The following is a 14,353-nucleotide window of genomic DNA, read 5'->3' as shown; positions in this document are numbered from 1 at the left end:
GGAGAAAGTATGCAGAATTATCAAATCTACACAGCTTTTGGGTTATATCTTTTGGTGATTTTAGGCATTGGTATCTATGCTTATCGCTCAACCAAAAATTTTAACGACTACATTTTAGGCGGTCGCAAAATGGGTAGCTTCGTTACCGCGATGTCCGCAGGAGCTTCCGATATGTCAGGCTGGTTGCTACTTGGCTTGCCTGGTGCGATCTTCCTAACGGGCTTATCTGAAGCTTGGATTGCCGTGGGGCTAACCATCGGGGCATATCTGAACTATCGCATTGTGGCAGGACGCTTACGGGTATTCACTGAACAATACGGCAACGCCCTCACCTTACCCGAATTTTTCGCGGTTCGCTTCCCCAAACGGGCGAAATCCTTAAAAATTATTTCTTCTTCCGTGATTTTATTCTTCTTCACTATTTATTGTGCTTCAGGCGTTGTCGCGGGAGCGAAATTATTCCAAAGTTTACTCGGCATTGATTATAGCACCGCCCTTATTTTCGGGGCGATTGCCACCATTGCTTACACCTTCATCGGCGGTTATCTCGCAATTTCTTGGAGCGATACGATCCAAGCCTCATTAATGATCTTCGCCTTATTGCTCGCCCCTGTGATTGTGCTGCTCAATATTAGCTGGGAAGAAATCAATCTCGCTTTAAGTGTGAAATCACAACAAACGGGCATTCCTTATTCTAACTGGCTATATAACGTGTCTGGCATTGGCGTGATCTCCGCCCTTTCTTGGGGATTAGGCTATTTCGGGCAACCACACATTTTGGCACGCTTTATGGCAGCTAATTCCGTGCAAGCCTTAGAAAAAGCCCGCTTTATCGGGATCACTTGGATGATTTTATGCCTTGGCGGTGCTTGTGCGGTGGGCTATTTTGGCTTAGCTTATTTTGAAGTGAAAGGCATCGCATTAGACTCTGCAGAATCCGTCTTTATTGAAATTTCCAAAGCCATTTTCAATCCTTGGATTGTCGGCATTGTGCTCTCTGCCATTTTGGCTGCGATTATGAGTACCCTCTCCGCACAATTCCTAATGTGTTCTGCCGCGATCACCGAAGATTTCTATCACGGCTTCTTACGCAAAAACGCCTCCAGCACCGAGCTTGTTTGGGTGGGGCGTGTAATGGTGCTGCTCATCGCCCTTGTTGCCATCGCCATCGCACAAGATCCTAATTCCAAAGTAATGGGCTTGGTTTCCTACGCGTGGGCGGGCTTTGGTGCAGCCTTTGGACCATTAGTCATCTTATCCCTATTCAACCGCAACATCACCTCCAACGCCGCCCTTTGGGGAATGATCGCGGGTGCATTAACTGTGGTGGCGTGGAAACCGCTAATGCAAACCTTAAACTGGAAAGATCTCGCCAACCTCTACGAAATCATTCCCGGCTTCTTGGCTTGCTCGTGCGTAACTCTCACTTCTTCGATTTTCTCGCCTGTATCAAAAGAAGTGGCAGATACATTTGATAAAGCGGTAGAAAGTTATAATAACCAAAAATAGATAACGCTAAAAACGGGTGATAAATCTCACCCGTTTTTCTTTTTTATCCTTTTCCTCTATGGCTTTATTGAATTTTAAAACCTGACAAACTATGGTCGATTACCCCAAGATTTTGCTCTATTTTGAAATCACAATAACGATATTTTTCTTGTACTCTCAATGAAATCCCAATAGACTACGCCATTATTTTTTACGATGACAAAAACAATGCGTGTTTCCGATTTTTATTTTGATTTGCCCGATGAATTAATTGCCCGTTATCCCAAAGCAGATCGCACTGCCAGCCGTTTGTTGCAGCTTAACGGTGAAAACGGTGAAATTTCGCACCGCACTTTTGCTGATGTGGTGGAGCTCATCAACGAGGGGGATTTGTTAATTTTTAATAATACCCGCGTGATCCCAGCGAGAATGTACGGTCGCAAAGCCAGCGGTGGCAAGATTGAAGTGCTGGTGGAGCGAATTTTATCCGAAGACAGTTTTCTTGCACATATCCGTTCATCAAAAGCACCAAAAGAAGGAGCTGAACTCTTTTTAGGGGAAGATAAATTGGGCGACGGCAAGGGCATTAAAATGATAATGACCGCCCGCCACGAGAGTTTATTTGAAGTAAAAATCGCGGAAAAAAACACCGCACTTTTAGACGTATTGCAGCAAATCGGGCATATGCCACTGCCACCTTATATCGATCGTCCTGATGAAGAAGCGGATCAAGAACGCTATCAAACGGTGTATAACAAAGTGCCGGGGGCGGTGGCAGCCCCCACTGCGGGTTTGCATTTTGATGATGCCTTATTGGAAAAATTAAAAGCCAAAGGCGTGAACTTTGCTTTTGTTACCTTGCACGTTGGGGCGGGAACCTTCCAACCTGTGCGAGTTGAAAACATTGAAGATCATAAAATGCACGCGGAATATGTGGAAGTGCCACAAGAAACCGTGGACGCGATTTTACACACCAAAGCACAAGGCAAGCGAGTCATTGCGGTCGGCACAACCTCCGTGCGTTCAATCGAAAGTGCGGCATTATTTGCCCAAGAACATCATCATTCGCAACTGCTTGAACCTTATTTTTCCGACACCTCCATTTTTCTTTACCCAGGGAAAAAATTCCTTGTGGTGGACGCGTTGATCACCAATTTCCATTTACCTGAAAGCACGCTGATTATGCTGGTTTCTGCCTTTGCGGGCTATTCGCACACGATGAATGCCTATAAAAGTGCGGTGCAAAATCACTACCGTTTTTTCAGCTATGGCGATGCGATGTTTATTAGCAAAAATTCTAATGTAACGGGCTTAGATTAATCGCTAATGCCTATTAATTAACCCTCGAACTGTTTATTCGAAAAGGAAAATCTATGACAATGAAATTTAAATTACACAAAACCGATGGCACGGCACGCCGTGGCACAATGACCTTTCAACGTCCGCAAGGGGAATTTGAGGTGCAAACCCCTGCCTTTATGCCTGTGGGAACTTACGGCACGGTGAAAGGAATGACCCCTGAAGAAGTGCGTGAAACGGGGGCGGAAATTTTGCTCGGCAATACCTTTCATTTATGGCTACGTCCAGGGCAAGAAATTATGCGTAAGCACGGCGATTTGCACGATTTTATGCAATGGCATCGCCCGATTTTAACCGATAGCGGCGGCTTCCAAGTGTTCAGCCTCGGCAAATTACGTAAAATCACCGAAGAGGGCGTGAAATTCCAAAATCCGATCAATGGCGAACGCATTTTTTTATCCCCTGAGAAATCAATGGAAATCCAATATGATTTAGGCTCTGATATTGTGATGATTTTTGATGAATGCACGCCTTATCCCGCCACCTTTGATTATGCGAAAAAATCAATGGAAATGTCGCTCCGCTGGGCGAAACGTAGCCGTAACCGTTTCGATGAGTTAGGCAATCAAAACGCCTTATTCGGTATCGTGCAAGGTGGCGTGTATGAAGAATTACGCAAAGTTTCCGTTGAAGGCTTGGTAGAGATCGGCTTTGACGGTTATGCGGTGGGCGGTTTGGCAGTGGGCGAGCCGAAAGAAGATATGCACCGCATTTTAGAATATGTTTGCCCGCAATTGCCTGCGGATAAGCCTCGCTACTTAATGGGAGTGGGAAAACCTGAAGATTTGGTGGAGGGCGTTCGCCGTGGGATTGATATGTTCGACTGCGTAATGCCAACGCGTAACGCACGCAACGGACATTTATTTGTTACAGACGGGATTGTGAAAATTCGTAATGCGAAATACCGTGATGACACAAGCCCGCTCGATCCTGAATGTGATTGCTACACCTGTAAACATTACACCAAATCTTATCTTTATCATTTGGATAAGTGCGGTGAGATTTTAGGGGCAAGATTAAACACCATTCATAATTTACGCTATTATCAACGTTTAATGGCACAAATTCGCCAAGCTATTGATGAAGACCGTTTCGATCAATTCGTGGTGGATTTCTACGCTCGCATTGGTAAACCTGTGCCACCATTGCAAAGCGAAGTGGCAGAAAATCATTCACAAGGCGAAAGCAATGCTTAACCTACAACCGCAACAATTTGCTAGCTGGGACGATCCTATCGCGATGCTTTATGCTTGCCACGGCAAGGTGAAAATGTTTTGTCGCCAACTACGTATTCTGCCTAGCTATTTGGAAAAAAACGGCAATATTCAAGCGGTGAAAAAGGACGTGCAGCAAATTTTGAATTATTTCAATCTCGCTGCCCCTTTACACCACGATGACGAGGAAAAGGATTTTTTCCCTGCTTTGTTGAAACATTATCCGCAAGCCAAGGCAGAGGTGGAACAGTTAGAAAGCCAGCACGAAAGCCTACATCAAAACTGGGCGGCGTTATCCGCCCAGCTTGAAGCCTTACTTAACGAGGAAATAACGCTCATTTCCCCTGATCTGATCGAGAATTTTATCGCGGGCTACGACAACCATATCGCCATTGAAGAACCCTTATTTGAGCTAGGCAAACAGCACATTCCACAAGCGGAATTGGCGGCAATGGGGGAAGTGATGAGAGAAAGAAGGAGGTAGAAAAATGAACTTTACCTTTGGTTTAGTGATTTTTGCAATCATTATGGTTGGTTGGGCTTATTTGGCAACCCAGCTGGCTAAAAAACATTAATTATCCCAACCTGTAATTTTTACAGGTTTTCTTTTCCTCAAAACCCAAAGTGCGGTGCTTTTTCTGCTCGTTTTTCTGGTAAAAACGCTTCTATAACTCACCGCACTTTCACAAAAGCACTTTGTCAATAAAGGGATTTTGTGCTATTTTAACGCCCTATATTTTCATCATTTAACTTTAATAGAAGGATAAAAAATGGAAGCTCAACAAGGTAGCCCAATGTCAATGTTATTTATTTTCGTTCTTTTCGGTCTGATTTTCTATTTTATGATTTATCGCCCGCAAGCGAAACGCAATAAAGCCCACAAACAATTAATGGCTGAGTTAGCGAAAGGTACGGAAGTGCTAACCTCTGGTGGGATTATTGGTAAAATCACCAAAATTGGTGCAGAAAGCGATTACGTTGTTCTTGCATTAAATGACAGCACAGAAATCACGATAAAACGTGATTTTATCGTGGCTGTGTTACCAAAAGGTTCATTAAAAAGCCTTTAATTTTTAACTTTTCCGCAAGGGAACAGGAAAATCTATGTTAAATCGTTACCCTTTATGGAAGAATATAATGGTGATCCTCGTGGTCGCCATTGGTGTTTTATACTCCCTTCCAAATCTTTACGGCGAAGATCCTGCCGTTCAAATTTCAGGAACTCGTGGACAAGAAGCCAACACTACAACCCTTAGCAATGTGCAAACGCTTCTCAACGAAAATCATCTCACTACAAAATCCATTAAATTAGAAAACGGTTCTATTCTTGCTCGTTTTCATAATACAGACGATCAATTACTTGCCAAAGATAAAATCAGCGAGAAATTAGGCAATAATTATTCTGTGGCATTAAACCTCGCCCCAGCTACGCCAAAATGGTTGGCAGATATTGGTGGAAACCCGATGAAATGGGGCTTGGACTTGCGTGGTGGTGTTCGCTTCTTAATGGAAGTAGATATGAATACTGCTCTTACCAAACGTCAAGAACAGTTGCAAGATGGGCTATATGCAGAATTACGCAAAGCAAAATATCCATACACTAACATTCGTGCGGGTGAAAATTATAGTACCTTGATCACCTTGAAAAACCCTGATCAACTTTCTAGCCTTCAGCGGTTGCTACGCCAAGCTCACCCGAATTTAGTCGTCAATGAAGTGTCTAATAACACCCTTTCGTTGGCACTTTCTGATGCGGCACTCAATGAAACTCGTGATCACGCCATTGAGCAAAACTTAAGCATTTTACGTCGCCGTGTCGAAGAACTTGGCGTTTCTGAGCCAGTCATTCAACGTCAAGGGGCAGATCGTATCGTGGTTGAATTGCCGGGTGTGCAAGATACCGCACGAGCAAAAGAAATTTTGGGGGCAACTGCCACTTTAGAATTTCGCTTAGTCAATCAAAATGCCAATGTTGATGCCGCAATGCGTGGTATGCTACCTTCAGATTCTGAAGTAAAATTTGACCGCAATAATCGCCCTGTGGTGTTGTATAAACGTGCGGTATTGGGCGGTGATCATATTATCAACGCGTCATCTGGTATGGATCAACACACTGCCAGCCCACAAGTAAGCGTAACGCTAGATAGCGAAGGTGGGGATATTATGTCGCAAACCACCAAAATGAATCTGAAAAAGCCAATGGCTACCTTATATGTAGAATACAAAGATAGTGGCAAAAAAGATGAAAACGGCAAAACCCTCCTTACTAAACATGAAGAAGTGATCAATATCGCCACAATTCAAGGGCGTTTTGGTAGCCAATTTCAAATTACAGGGATTGATAGCCCAAGCGAAGCACAAAATCTGGCAGTATTGCTCCGTTCTGGTGCATTAACCGCACCAATTCAAATTGTGGAAGAACGCACCGTCGGGCCATCTCTTGGGGCGCAAAATGTTGAACAAGGCTTACAAGCTGGGCTTTGGGGCTTAGCGATCACCCTGCTCTTTATGGTGATTTACTACAAAGTATTCGGCTTGTTCGCAAGCCTTGCATTACTTGCCAATATGGTCTTGCTTGTGGGCTTAATGTCCTTATTACCAGGGGCAACCCTCACGATGCCAGGGATTGCGGGGATTATCCTCTCAGTGGGAATGTCCGTTGATGCCAACGTGCTGATCTTTGAGCGTATAAAAGAAGAACTCCGCAACGGTAGAAGCGTGCAGCAAGCCATTAACGAGGGCTACAACGGGGCGTTTAGCAGTATTTTTGATGCCAACTTAACCACAATTTTAACCTCTATCGTCCTTTATGCGGTGGGAACAGGGCCGATTAAAGGCTTTGCCATTACCCTTTCACTTGGGGTCGCGATCTCAATGTTTACCGCAATTACAGGAACGCGAATGCTCGTCAATTTCCTTTACGGCGGCAAACGTGTAGAGAAATTATCAATCTAAGGTGGTTACTGTGAGTTTATTAACACAAAATAAAAAAGTGCATCAATATAAAGGGGTTATCCTGCCTTTTCGGTTTACGCCATTTATGAAATATCGCCTTGTCGGCTATATTTTCTCATTTATTATTACCGCACTTTGTATTACAAGCATCATAACCAAAGGCTTTAACTGGGGCTTGGATTTTACTGGGGGAACGGTGGTAGATACCCACTTTTCTCAGCCTGCAGATCTGGAAAAAATCCGTGCCACCTTAAAAGCAAATGGCATTGAAAGCCCATTGGTGCAAACCACTGGTGGCGTGCGTGATGTGATGATCCGCCTGCCTGCATCTGCGGGCGGGGCGGATATTGGGACGCAAATCAAAGGAATGCTAAGTCAGCTAGACAGCGATATTCAAATTCGTAGCGTCGAATTTGTGGGGCCAAATGTGGGTGAAGAACTCACTCAAGGGGCGATTTATGCCACATTGATTACGCTCTTGATACTACTTGCTTACATCGCATTCCGCTTTGAATGGCGTTTAGCCGCTGGCGGGATTGTGGCACTTGCTCACGATGTGATCGTAACGCTCGGCGTGTTTTCTTATTTTCAAATTGAAATGGATCTCACTTTCGTCGCGGCAATTCTTTCTGTGGTGGGCTACTCCCTAAACGACAGTATCGTGGTTTTTGACCGTGTGCGTGAAAATTTCCGCAAAATTCGCCGTATTGACACGGTGGAAATCATTGACATTTCACTCACTCAAACCTTATCAAGAACCTTAATGACCTCGATCACAACCCTTTTTGTGGTGATCGCGTTATTTGTGTTTGGCGGACCAACCATTCACAGCTTCTCCCTTGCCCTATTAATCGGTATTGGATTTGGTACATATTCCACCATCTATATCGCGATTAGTATCGCACTCGATCTCGGCTTAAAACGTGAGCATATGATTATTCAAAAAGTGAATAAAGACGATATTGATGAAATACCGTAAAAATTCCACCGCACTTTTCTTATAGAGTGCGGTCTAAAAAAAGACTAAAATTCAGCCCGATTTGATCGGGCTTTTGTTTATTTTATTTCGGCGTTTCCGCTCACAATGAAACAAGGCTCAACAGCTAGGGGAACGCCCTATGGCTAAATGGATTTCACTTTCCAACAAGGCTTTAGTACAAGACTACGGCGAGGCAAAGTAATGTCGTAGAAAAGTGAAAGACGTTTAGCTATATTATTTTGAAGGTTATTTTGAAGCCAAACGGCAATAACAAAGTGCGGTGCTTTTTAGACCTATTTTTTAGCAAGCCATACTAGGAACAACAATGAAATTCACGCAAACACTTCTCCTATTTAGTTTATCTTCCCTGCCCCTTTTCGCTGGGGCAGATAGCCTTACCCCAACCAATGAAAAGGCAGAAAATCCCATCGTAAGCACGGCGGCACAAGCCCCAAATACGCCTCCAGATCCCAATACCGATGCCTTACGCGATCAGCAAAAGCTCACCACACAACGGGAAATTTATCGCAAACTTCAGCAATATTTAGCCCTTTCACAAAGCGAAGCAACACTCAATATTGCCGATGGGTTACTTGCTCAACTGCAAGACTACCCGCTTTTGCCTTATGCCGAATACCAGCGTCTAAAGGCCCCAAAAGCCAGCTTATCTATGGCAGAAATTAGCCAGTTTCAACAAAAATACCCTGATTTTCCGCTGAAAGATTTACCGCTCATTTGGCTACAACAGCAATATTCCGTGCAAAACTGGGCGGGTATTTTGGCAGCGGAAAACGCGATCAAAAGTATCACAACTAACCAAACGGCAAATTGCATTATTTTAACCGCTCAGCAAGCCTCGGATACTATTGCCGAAAGCCGAGATCCCGCAGCATCGCTCCTCCAACAAAATACTCAGCCAGAAAAAACGCGTGAAAAAAGCACCGCACTTTCTTCTTCCCTTAAGGATCTCTGGCTAACAGGCAATGTTTTACCTCAACAATGCGAAGCCTTGTTTACTCAAATGGCTCAAAAAAACTTGCTGAATAAAGCCCTTATCAAACAACGTGCCTTATTAGCGGTAGAAAAAAACAATGTTGCGTTGCTCAGTCAATTAGCGAAAATGCCCCAATCCTCCGAACTCAACATTTGGCTGAATAATTTGCTTAATCTGTTGAAATCGCCGCAGCAACTCCGCTCGCCTGCTAGCCCTTTTTATGTGGAAAATTTAGCCGTCAATGAGGAAAATAAACGGATATTGCTGGCAGTAATGCCGCGTTTTATAAAAGGCGTTGCCGAAAATAGCCTTGACCCGCACGCCCCTTTTGCTCAACTTCAACAATGGGCGGAACGCTTTAATTTATCCCCACAACAAAAGCAAGCGTGGCAATCGGCGTTGCTGAGCCAGTTATTTGATAGTGAAAATCCTGCCATTCAGCAATGGCGAGATGAAAGCGTACTCGCCTTAAAAGAAGACAAGCAAACCGAACGCCGCATTCGCGTTGCTTTGCGAGAAAAAGCGGAGATTCAATCTTGGCTGAACGTGCTTTCTGAACAGGCAAAAAACAAAGATGAATGGCGGTATTGGCAAGCAGCGGCATTCTTGCAACAGGGCAACAACCCCCAAGCCGAGCAAATTTGGCAACAAATGCAGCAAAATGCACGCGGCTTTTACCCAATGCTTGCGGCACAAGCCCTAAATCTCAATTATCAGCCCGTAATGAAAACCCTTGGCACAGCGGAAAATGTGCAAAAATACGCCACTCAGCTCGCACGCATTCAAGAATTACAAGCGTTAAAAGATAACACCGCACTTCAACGAGAATGGCGTGCCTTATTGGACAAAGCGAGTTTTGCAGAAAAGTTGGCGTTGGCACATTATGCCGAGCAAAATCAGTGGGCGGATTTGCAAGTGGAGGCGACTATTCAAGCCAAGGCTTGGGACTACATCGCGTTGCGTTTACCGAATGCCTATCAAAGGTGGTTTGATGTCTTTCTCAATGAAAAAACGCACGCCAAAATACACCGCACTTTTGCGATGGCGATCGCACGACAAGAAAGTGCGTGGCGAGCGGAGGTTACCTCTTCCGCCAACGCGAAAGGCTTAATGCAGCTTTTGCCAAGCACGGCGAAACTCACTGCGGAACAAGCAAATTTGCCTTATCGTAAAGAAAGCCAACTCTTTGATCCCATTGATAATATTATGCTTGGCACAACACATCTCAATCAATTAGCGGAAAAATATGGCAATAATCGTATTTTGATCGCCGCTGCCTATAATGCGGGAGCAAAACGGGTGGATAGCTGGCTGGCTAAAGCCAATGGCAAGCTCACAATGGCGGAATTTATCGCGACCATTCCTTTTTATGAAACCCGAGGCTATGTGCAAAATGTGCTAGCGTACGATTATTACTACCAGCTTTTGCAAGGCGAAACGCCAGAAAAATTTACCCAAGAGGAAAAAAACCGATTATACTAGTGCATTAGTTTAATAGCACAATGAAACATTCGTGATAGATAATAGGAGCTTGTTATGTATGTCAGCAAAAATATGGAACAATGGCACAGCTTTTTAGAAATTCTCCGCACCGCCTTTGCACAAAACAAAGAACAAGAATTGCTCACCCTACTTCTCACCCCCGATGAACGCGATGCGGTGGGGTTGCGTTTGCAAATTGTGGCTCAGCTATTAGAAAAAAGTTGTTCACAGCGTGAGATTCAGCAAAACTTGAACACCAGTGCGGCGACCATCACACGAGGCTCAAATATGATCAAAACAATGCCGCCTGAATTTATGCAATGGGTAAAAGAACAACTCAGTGAGCAAAAATAGAAAAAGGGGCCTACAATGTTGGCAACGCCTGAAACAGAAAATCTTACGCTATTCCCTTTATGGCTTTGCATTTTTCTGTGGCGTTACCCTGCTTTTTCGCGTTGTGCCAATCCCTTTTTCCGCTTATATGGTGCAACAAAAAGTGGGGCATCTTTTACAAGGCGAAGAATATACCTTAGATTATCAATGGGTGAGCATTGATAATATCGCTTGGCAAATGCAGCTTGCGGTTATTGCCGCTGAAGATCAAAAATTTGTTCAGCATCACGGCATTGATTGGGAGGCAATTGAGAAAGCCTTAAAGCATAATCAAAACGCTCGGCATATTCGAGGTGGTTCAACCATTTCGCAGCAAACCGTGAAAAATTTATATTTATGGCACGGGCAAAGCTGGCTACGCAAAGGCATTGAACTACCCACTACCTTAATGGTGGAACTGCTATGGACAAAAAAACGCATTTTAGAAGTTTATTTAAACATTGCAGAATTTGGCGAGGGGATTTTTGGCGTAGAGGCAGCGAGCCGATATTACTTCAAAAAATCCGCTAAACAGCTCAACCAGCAAGAAGCAGCACTACTCGCCGCTGTGCTGCCAAATCCAATTTTATTCAAAGTGAACAAACCCAGTGCGTTTGTGCGAAAAAAACAACGTTGGATTATGCGACAAATGAACCTATTGGGTAAAAGCTACTTAAATCAATTAAACTAACTGAGGAGAACAACAATGGCAATTCTAATTACGGGCGCGTCCGCGGGGTTTGGTAAAGCGATGTGCGAAGTGTTTATCAACGCGGGCTATAAAGTGATTGGGGCGGCTCGCCGTTTAGAAAAATTAACCGCCTTACAAAATGAGCTTGGGGAAAATTTTTATCCTTTGCAAATGGATATGAATAATTTAACGCAAATTAGCACCGCACTTTCTCAACTTCCCGAGGATTTTCAAGAGATTGATTTACTAGTAAATAACGCGGGCTTAGCCCTCGGCTTAGAACCTGCCCATCAAGCCAATTTTGAGGACTGGCTCACAATGATCAACACAAATATCGTGGGCTTAACCTATTTAACTCGCCAAATTTTACCGCAAATGGTAGCACGCAAGCTGGGGCATATCATCAATTTAGGTTCAATCGCTGGCACTTATCCTTACCCTGGCGGCAATGTATACGGTGCAACCAAAGCCTTCGTGGAGCAATTTAGTTTAAATTTACGTGCTGATTTAGCGGGAACGAATGTCCGCGTAACCAATGTTGAACCCGGACTATGTGGCGGCACGGAATTTTCTAACGTGCGTTTTAAAGGCGACGACGAAAAAGCCGCAAGCGTTTATGCTAACGTACAACCGATACAACCAATCGACATCGCCAACACCATACTCTGGATCTATCAACAACCCCCACACGTTAATATCAACCGCATTGAAATTATGCCTGTAGCACAAAGTTTCTCTGCGTTGAATGTGGTGAGAGATAAAAACTAAAGTGCGGTGAAAATTTTAGGCGTTTTTAAAGGCGATGGAAAATCGCCTTATTTTTTTATTCAATCACCTCTAAGTGATTTGAAAATTTCTTCGGTACAAGGAAGATTGCAGGCAGAACAAAAATCGCCATTAAAGCAAAACTCATTTGTGCAGAATGTGGATAAACCAATCCAGAAATGAAAGTGAAAAGTGCCATCATAATACAACTGGAACTTGCAAAATAAAGCCCTTGTAATCTTGGAATTGCCTCACTTGGCTGTGAAGTAATATAACGAATCATCGCAAAATGCCCCATTGCATAAGTAAAGGCGTGTAGCATTTGAGCTAACGCTAATAATGTGAAATCCGTTGTGTAAGCAATGGTTGTCCAACGAAGAATTGCCGCCGAAGCCGAACCTAAAGTTAAATAATGAATCTTCCAAGTTTTAAAAATCCTCTTAGAAAAAAAGAAAAAGATCACCTCTGCCACCACGCCCAAGCTCCATAGACAACTAATTTGCGATGTACTAAGACCGTTAGAAGACCAATAAATCGTACCATATGCGTAACAAGCTGCATGAGATCCCTGAATTAATGCCGTGGCAATAATCATTCTTACTGTCGTCGGATTTTTCAATAATTCTCGATAGCTGATTGTCGCCGATACATTTTGCTTATTTTGCTGACAAAATCGTTGCGTTGGATTTAGACTAATTCCTAATCCCCAAAAAACTAAATAGCCAATAATAATACCAATAATCGCACTCTTACCAAACCACCCTAACAAATATCCCGCACTAACAGATCCTACAATAAAAGCTAGTGAGCCAAATAAACGGCTCTTACCGTAATCCATTCCTAACTGCTGATGCCAGCTTGTGGCTATAGTATCGCAAACAGGCATAATTCCCCCATTCAACATATGAAATATCGCCAAAATAGGAATTAACCACCACAATGATTGCACAGCCCAACTCACAACAATTAGAACAAACACGCTTAACCAAGTTAAAAGACGAGTAAGCGGAATAAGCTGATTGAGATGATGAACTCTTTTGGTGAAAAAAATTGCACCAGCAAAGCGACAAAAATAACCAAGTGAAATTAATGTACCAATTAAATCAACATCATAGCCATACTGAGCCAACCAAATTGGTAGAAATGGAATCATCACACCATAAGCACAATAAAAACCAAAAAAATTAAATGATGACCATTGAAATGGGGTAAGTTTCAACATAGGGGAACTCCCAGCTTTAATTTTATCTATAAAAAATCTACACTTAGTAAATATCTTCTTGATTTATTTACAATTTCAAATGCACTAAATGCAAGACTGTCCTATCATAATTCGACATTCTAGAAATTTTAAATGCTTTTAAAATCATATACACACTATCAGTTATTCACATTCATTTTAATTAGTAAAATACCTAACATGGCAAAAAAATATTCCAAAAATAAGGTTTAATATATTTAGTATATCTTCTTTTATATTCATTCTTTTTTCTCCTTATCATGATCTTTTTCAAGATTTTTCTCAATTAATTTTTGTATTTACTAGGCACTTCCGCAAAATAACTACTATGTGAATAACAAATCCAGCAATTTCCTCCTGTTACTTCATTATTTCCGACTAAACCTAATCCCCATTTATTTCCAACAAAATCTGCTTTGTGTACTGCTGAATAAGCACCACTCTAAGGTGTTTCTCTATTCTTACTCATATAACTATATCCGTTATCTTGCAACTGAATTTGTATAGATTTAAACAATGAGCTTTATGCTATAAAAACGAGTAACTGCTCAAAATGTTTCTAGCTTATTTAAAAACATTTATACTTTTTATTATTAGAGATACAATACCTACTGGTAATTTAAATATTTTAGATCTTGTTCAAATTTATAATCAGAATCATCAATGCATTGATTAATTATGCGAATATGTATATTTCTATTAAACTTATCATTTAATTTTTTTTTCGCAATGTTTGTTTGTGTCTCCATACATCTATTAGAGTTTCTATGCCATACTGTATCATGACTATTACAATTCCAATCAAGGAAACGAC

The 14,353-nt window shown here is 42.6% G+C and carries 12 protein-coding genes; 11 read left to right on the top strand and 1 reads right to left on the bottom strand.

All coding sequences use genetic code 11. The features are described 5' to 3' along the window. Window positions 1–9: 9 nt before the first annotated feature. From putP to HBL79_RS03885, 11 genes are all read left to right on the top strand, one after another. Window positions 10–1,509 carry a sodium/proline symporter PutP gene (gene putP / locus HBL79_RS03935; protein ID WP_035685168.1) on the top strand — a complete coding sequence of 500 codons (1,500 nt, stop codon included), beginning with the start codon at window positions 10–12 and terminating at the stop codon, window positions 1,507–1,509. 207 nt (window positions 1,510–1,716) lie between these two features. Then, window positions 1,717–2,808 (top strand): tRNA preQ1(34) S-adenosylmethionine ribosyltransferase-isomerase QueA, encoded by a 1,092-nt coding sequence (gene queA, locus HBL79_RS03930; protein WP_035685291.1) that lies wholly within the window; start codon window positions 1,717–1,719, stop codon window positions 2,806–2,808. 59 nt (window positions 2,809–2,867) lie between these two features. Next, the gene (tgt, locus tag HBL79_RS03925; protein WP_035685293.1) at window positions 2,868–4,043 is read left to right on the top strand and encodes a tRNA guanosine(34) transglycosylase Tgt; all 1,176 of its coding nucleotides are present in this window, start codon (window positions 2,868–2,870) and stop codon (window positions 4,041–4,043) included. After that, a complete protein-coding gene (locus tag HBL79_RS03920) occupies window positions 4,036–4,545 on the top strand; it encodes a hemerythrin domain-containing protein (protein ID WP_035685169.1) in 510 nt (169 codons plus the stop codon). The genes tgt and HBL79_RS03920 overlap by 8 nt, the downstream gene beginning before the upstream one ends. A 286-nt stretch (window positions 4,546–4,831) precedes the next feature. After that, entirely contained in the window at window positions 4,832–5,131 is a 300-nt protein-coding gene (gene yajC, locus HBL79_RS03915) for a preprotein translocase subunit YajC (protein WP_017806188.1), read from the top strand. 34 nt (window positions 5,132–5,165) lie between these two features. Next, window positions 5,166–7,016 carry a protein translocase subunit SecD gene (gene secD, locus HBL79_RS03910; RefSeq protein WP_017806187.1) on the top strand — a complete coding sequence of 617 codons (1,851 nt, stop codon included), beginning with the start codon at window positions 5,166–5,168 and terminating at the stop codon, window positions 7,014–7,016. An 85-nt stretch (window positions 7,017–7,101) separates the two neighbouring features. Next, window positions 7,102–7,995, top strand: a complete 894-nt coding sequence (gene secF, locus HBL79_RS03905; protein ID WP_370539166.1) for a protein translocase subunit SecF — start codon at window positions 7,102–7,104, stop codon at window positions 7,993–7,995. Between the two features lie 325 nt (window positions 7,996–8,320). After that, the gene (locus HBL79_RS03900; protein ID WP_035685173.1) at window positions 8,321–10,471 is read left to right on the top strand and encodes a transglycosylase SLT domain-containing protein; all 2,151 of its coding nucleotides are present in this window, start codon (window positions 8,321–8,323) and stop codon (window positions 10,469–10,471) included. Between the two features lie 54 nt (window positions 10,472–10,525). After that, window positions 10,526–10,825 carry a trp operon repressor gene (trpR, locus tag HBL79_RS03895; protein WP_035685175.1) on the top strand — a complete coding sequence of 100 codons (300 nt, stop codon included), beginning with the start codon at window positions 10,526–10,528 and terminating at the stop codon, window positions 10,823–10,825. A 28-nt stretch (window positions 10,826–10,853) separates the two neighbouring features. Then, complete coding sequence (mtgA, locus tag HBL79_RS03890) at window positions 10,854–11,534, top strand: monofunctional biosynthetic peptidoglycan transglycosylase (RefSeq protein WP_046097437.1); 681 nt, start codon at window positions 10,854–10,856, stop codon at window positions 11,532–11,534. 15 nt (window positions 11,535–11,549) lie between these two features. Next, entirely contained in the window at window positions 11,550–12,302 is a 753-nt protein-coding gene (locus HBL79_RS03885; protein WP_035685180.1) for an SDR family oxidoreductase, read from the top strand. A 55-nt stretch (window positions 12,303–12,357) separates the two neighbouring features. Here HBL79_RS03885 and HBL79_RS03880 read toward each other — a convergent pair whose 3' ends face one another. Continuing rightward, window positions 12,358–13,521: a 3-phenylpropionate MFS transporter gene (locus HBL79_RS03880; RefSeq protein ID WP_035685182.1), complete on the bottom strand. Its 1,164-nt coding sequence runs from the start codon at window positions 13,519–13,521 to the stop codon at window positions 12,358–12,360. Window positions 13,522–14,353: the final 832 nt, after the last annotated feature.

Origin of the sequence: Avibacterium paragallinarum, from assembly GCF_011765605.1 — a bacterium.
In the GTDB taxonomy this organism is placed as follows: domain Bacteria; phylum Pseudomonadota; class Gammaproteobacteria; order Enterobacterales; family Pasteurellaceae; genus Avibacterium; species Avibacterium paragallinarum.
The sequence above is the reverse complement of the archived record's forward strand: the minus strand, read 5'-3'. Positions and strand labels throughout refer to the sequence as shown.

Excerpts from the sequence above, each read along its gene's own strand:
- putP (WP_035685168.1), top strand. The coding sequence starts at position 10 with ATGCAGAATTATCAAATCTACACAGCTTTTGGGTTATATCTTTTGGTG.
- queA (WP_035685291.1), top strand. The coding sequence starts at position 1,717 with ATGCGTGTTTCCGATTTTTATTTTGATTTGCCCGATGAATTAATTGCC.
- tgt (WP_035685293.1), top strand. The coding sequence starts at position 2,868 with ATGAAATTTAAATTACACAAAACCGATGGCACGGCACGCCGTGGCACA.
- HBL79_RS03920 (WP_035685169.1), top strand. The coding sequence starts at position 4,036 with ATGCTTAACCTACAACCGCAACAATTTGCTAGCTGGGACGATCCTATC.
- yajC (WP_017806188.1), top strand. The coding sequence starts at position 4,832 with ATGGAAGCTCAACAAGGTAGCCCAATGTCAATGTTATTTATTTTCGTT.
- secD (WP_017806187.1), top strand. The coding sequence starts at position 5,166 with ATGTTAAATCGTTACCCTTTATGGAAGAATATAATGGTGATCCTCGTG.
- secF (WP_370539166.1), top strand. The coding sequence starts at position 7,102 with ATGAAATATCGCCTTGTCGGCTATATTTTCTCATTTATTATTACCGCA.
- HBL79_RS03900 (WP_035685173.1), top strand. The coding sequence starts at position 8,321 with ATGAAATTCACGCAAACACTTCTCCTATTTAGTTTATCTTCCCTGCCC.
- trpR (WP_035685175.1), top strand. The coding sequence starts at position 10,526 with ATGTATGTCAGCAAAAATATGGAACAATGGCACAGCTTTTTAGAAATT.
- HBL79_RS03885 (WP_035685180.1), top strand. The coding sequence starts at position 11,550 with ATGGCAATTCTAATTACGGGCGCGTCCGCGGGGTTTGGTAAAGCGATG.
- HBL79_RS03880 (WP_035685182.1), bottom strand. The coding sequence starts at position 13,521 with ATGTTGAAACTTACCCCATTTCAATGGTCATCATTTAATTTTTTTGGT.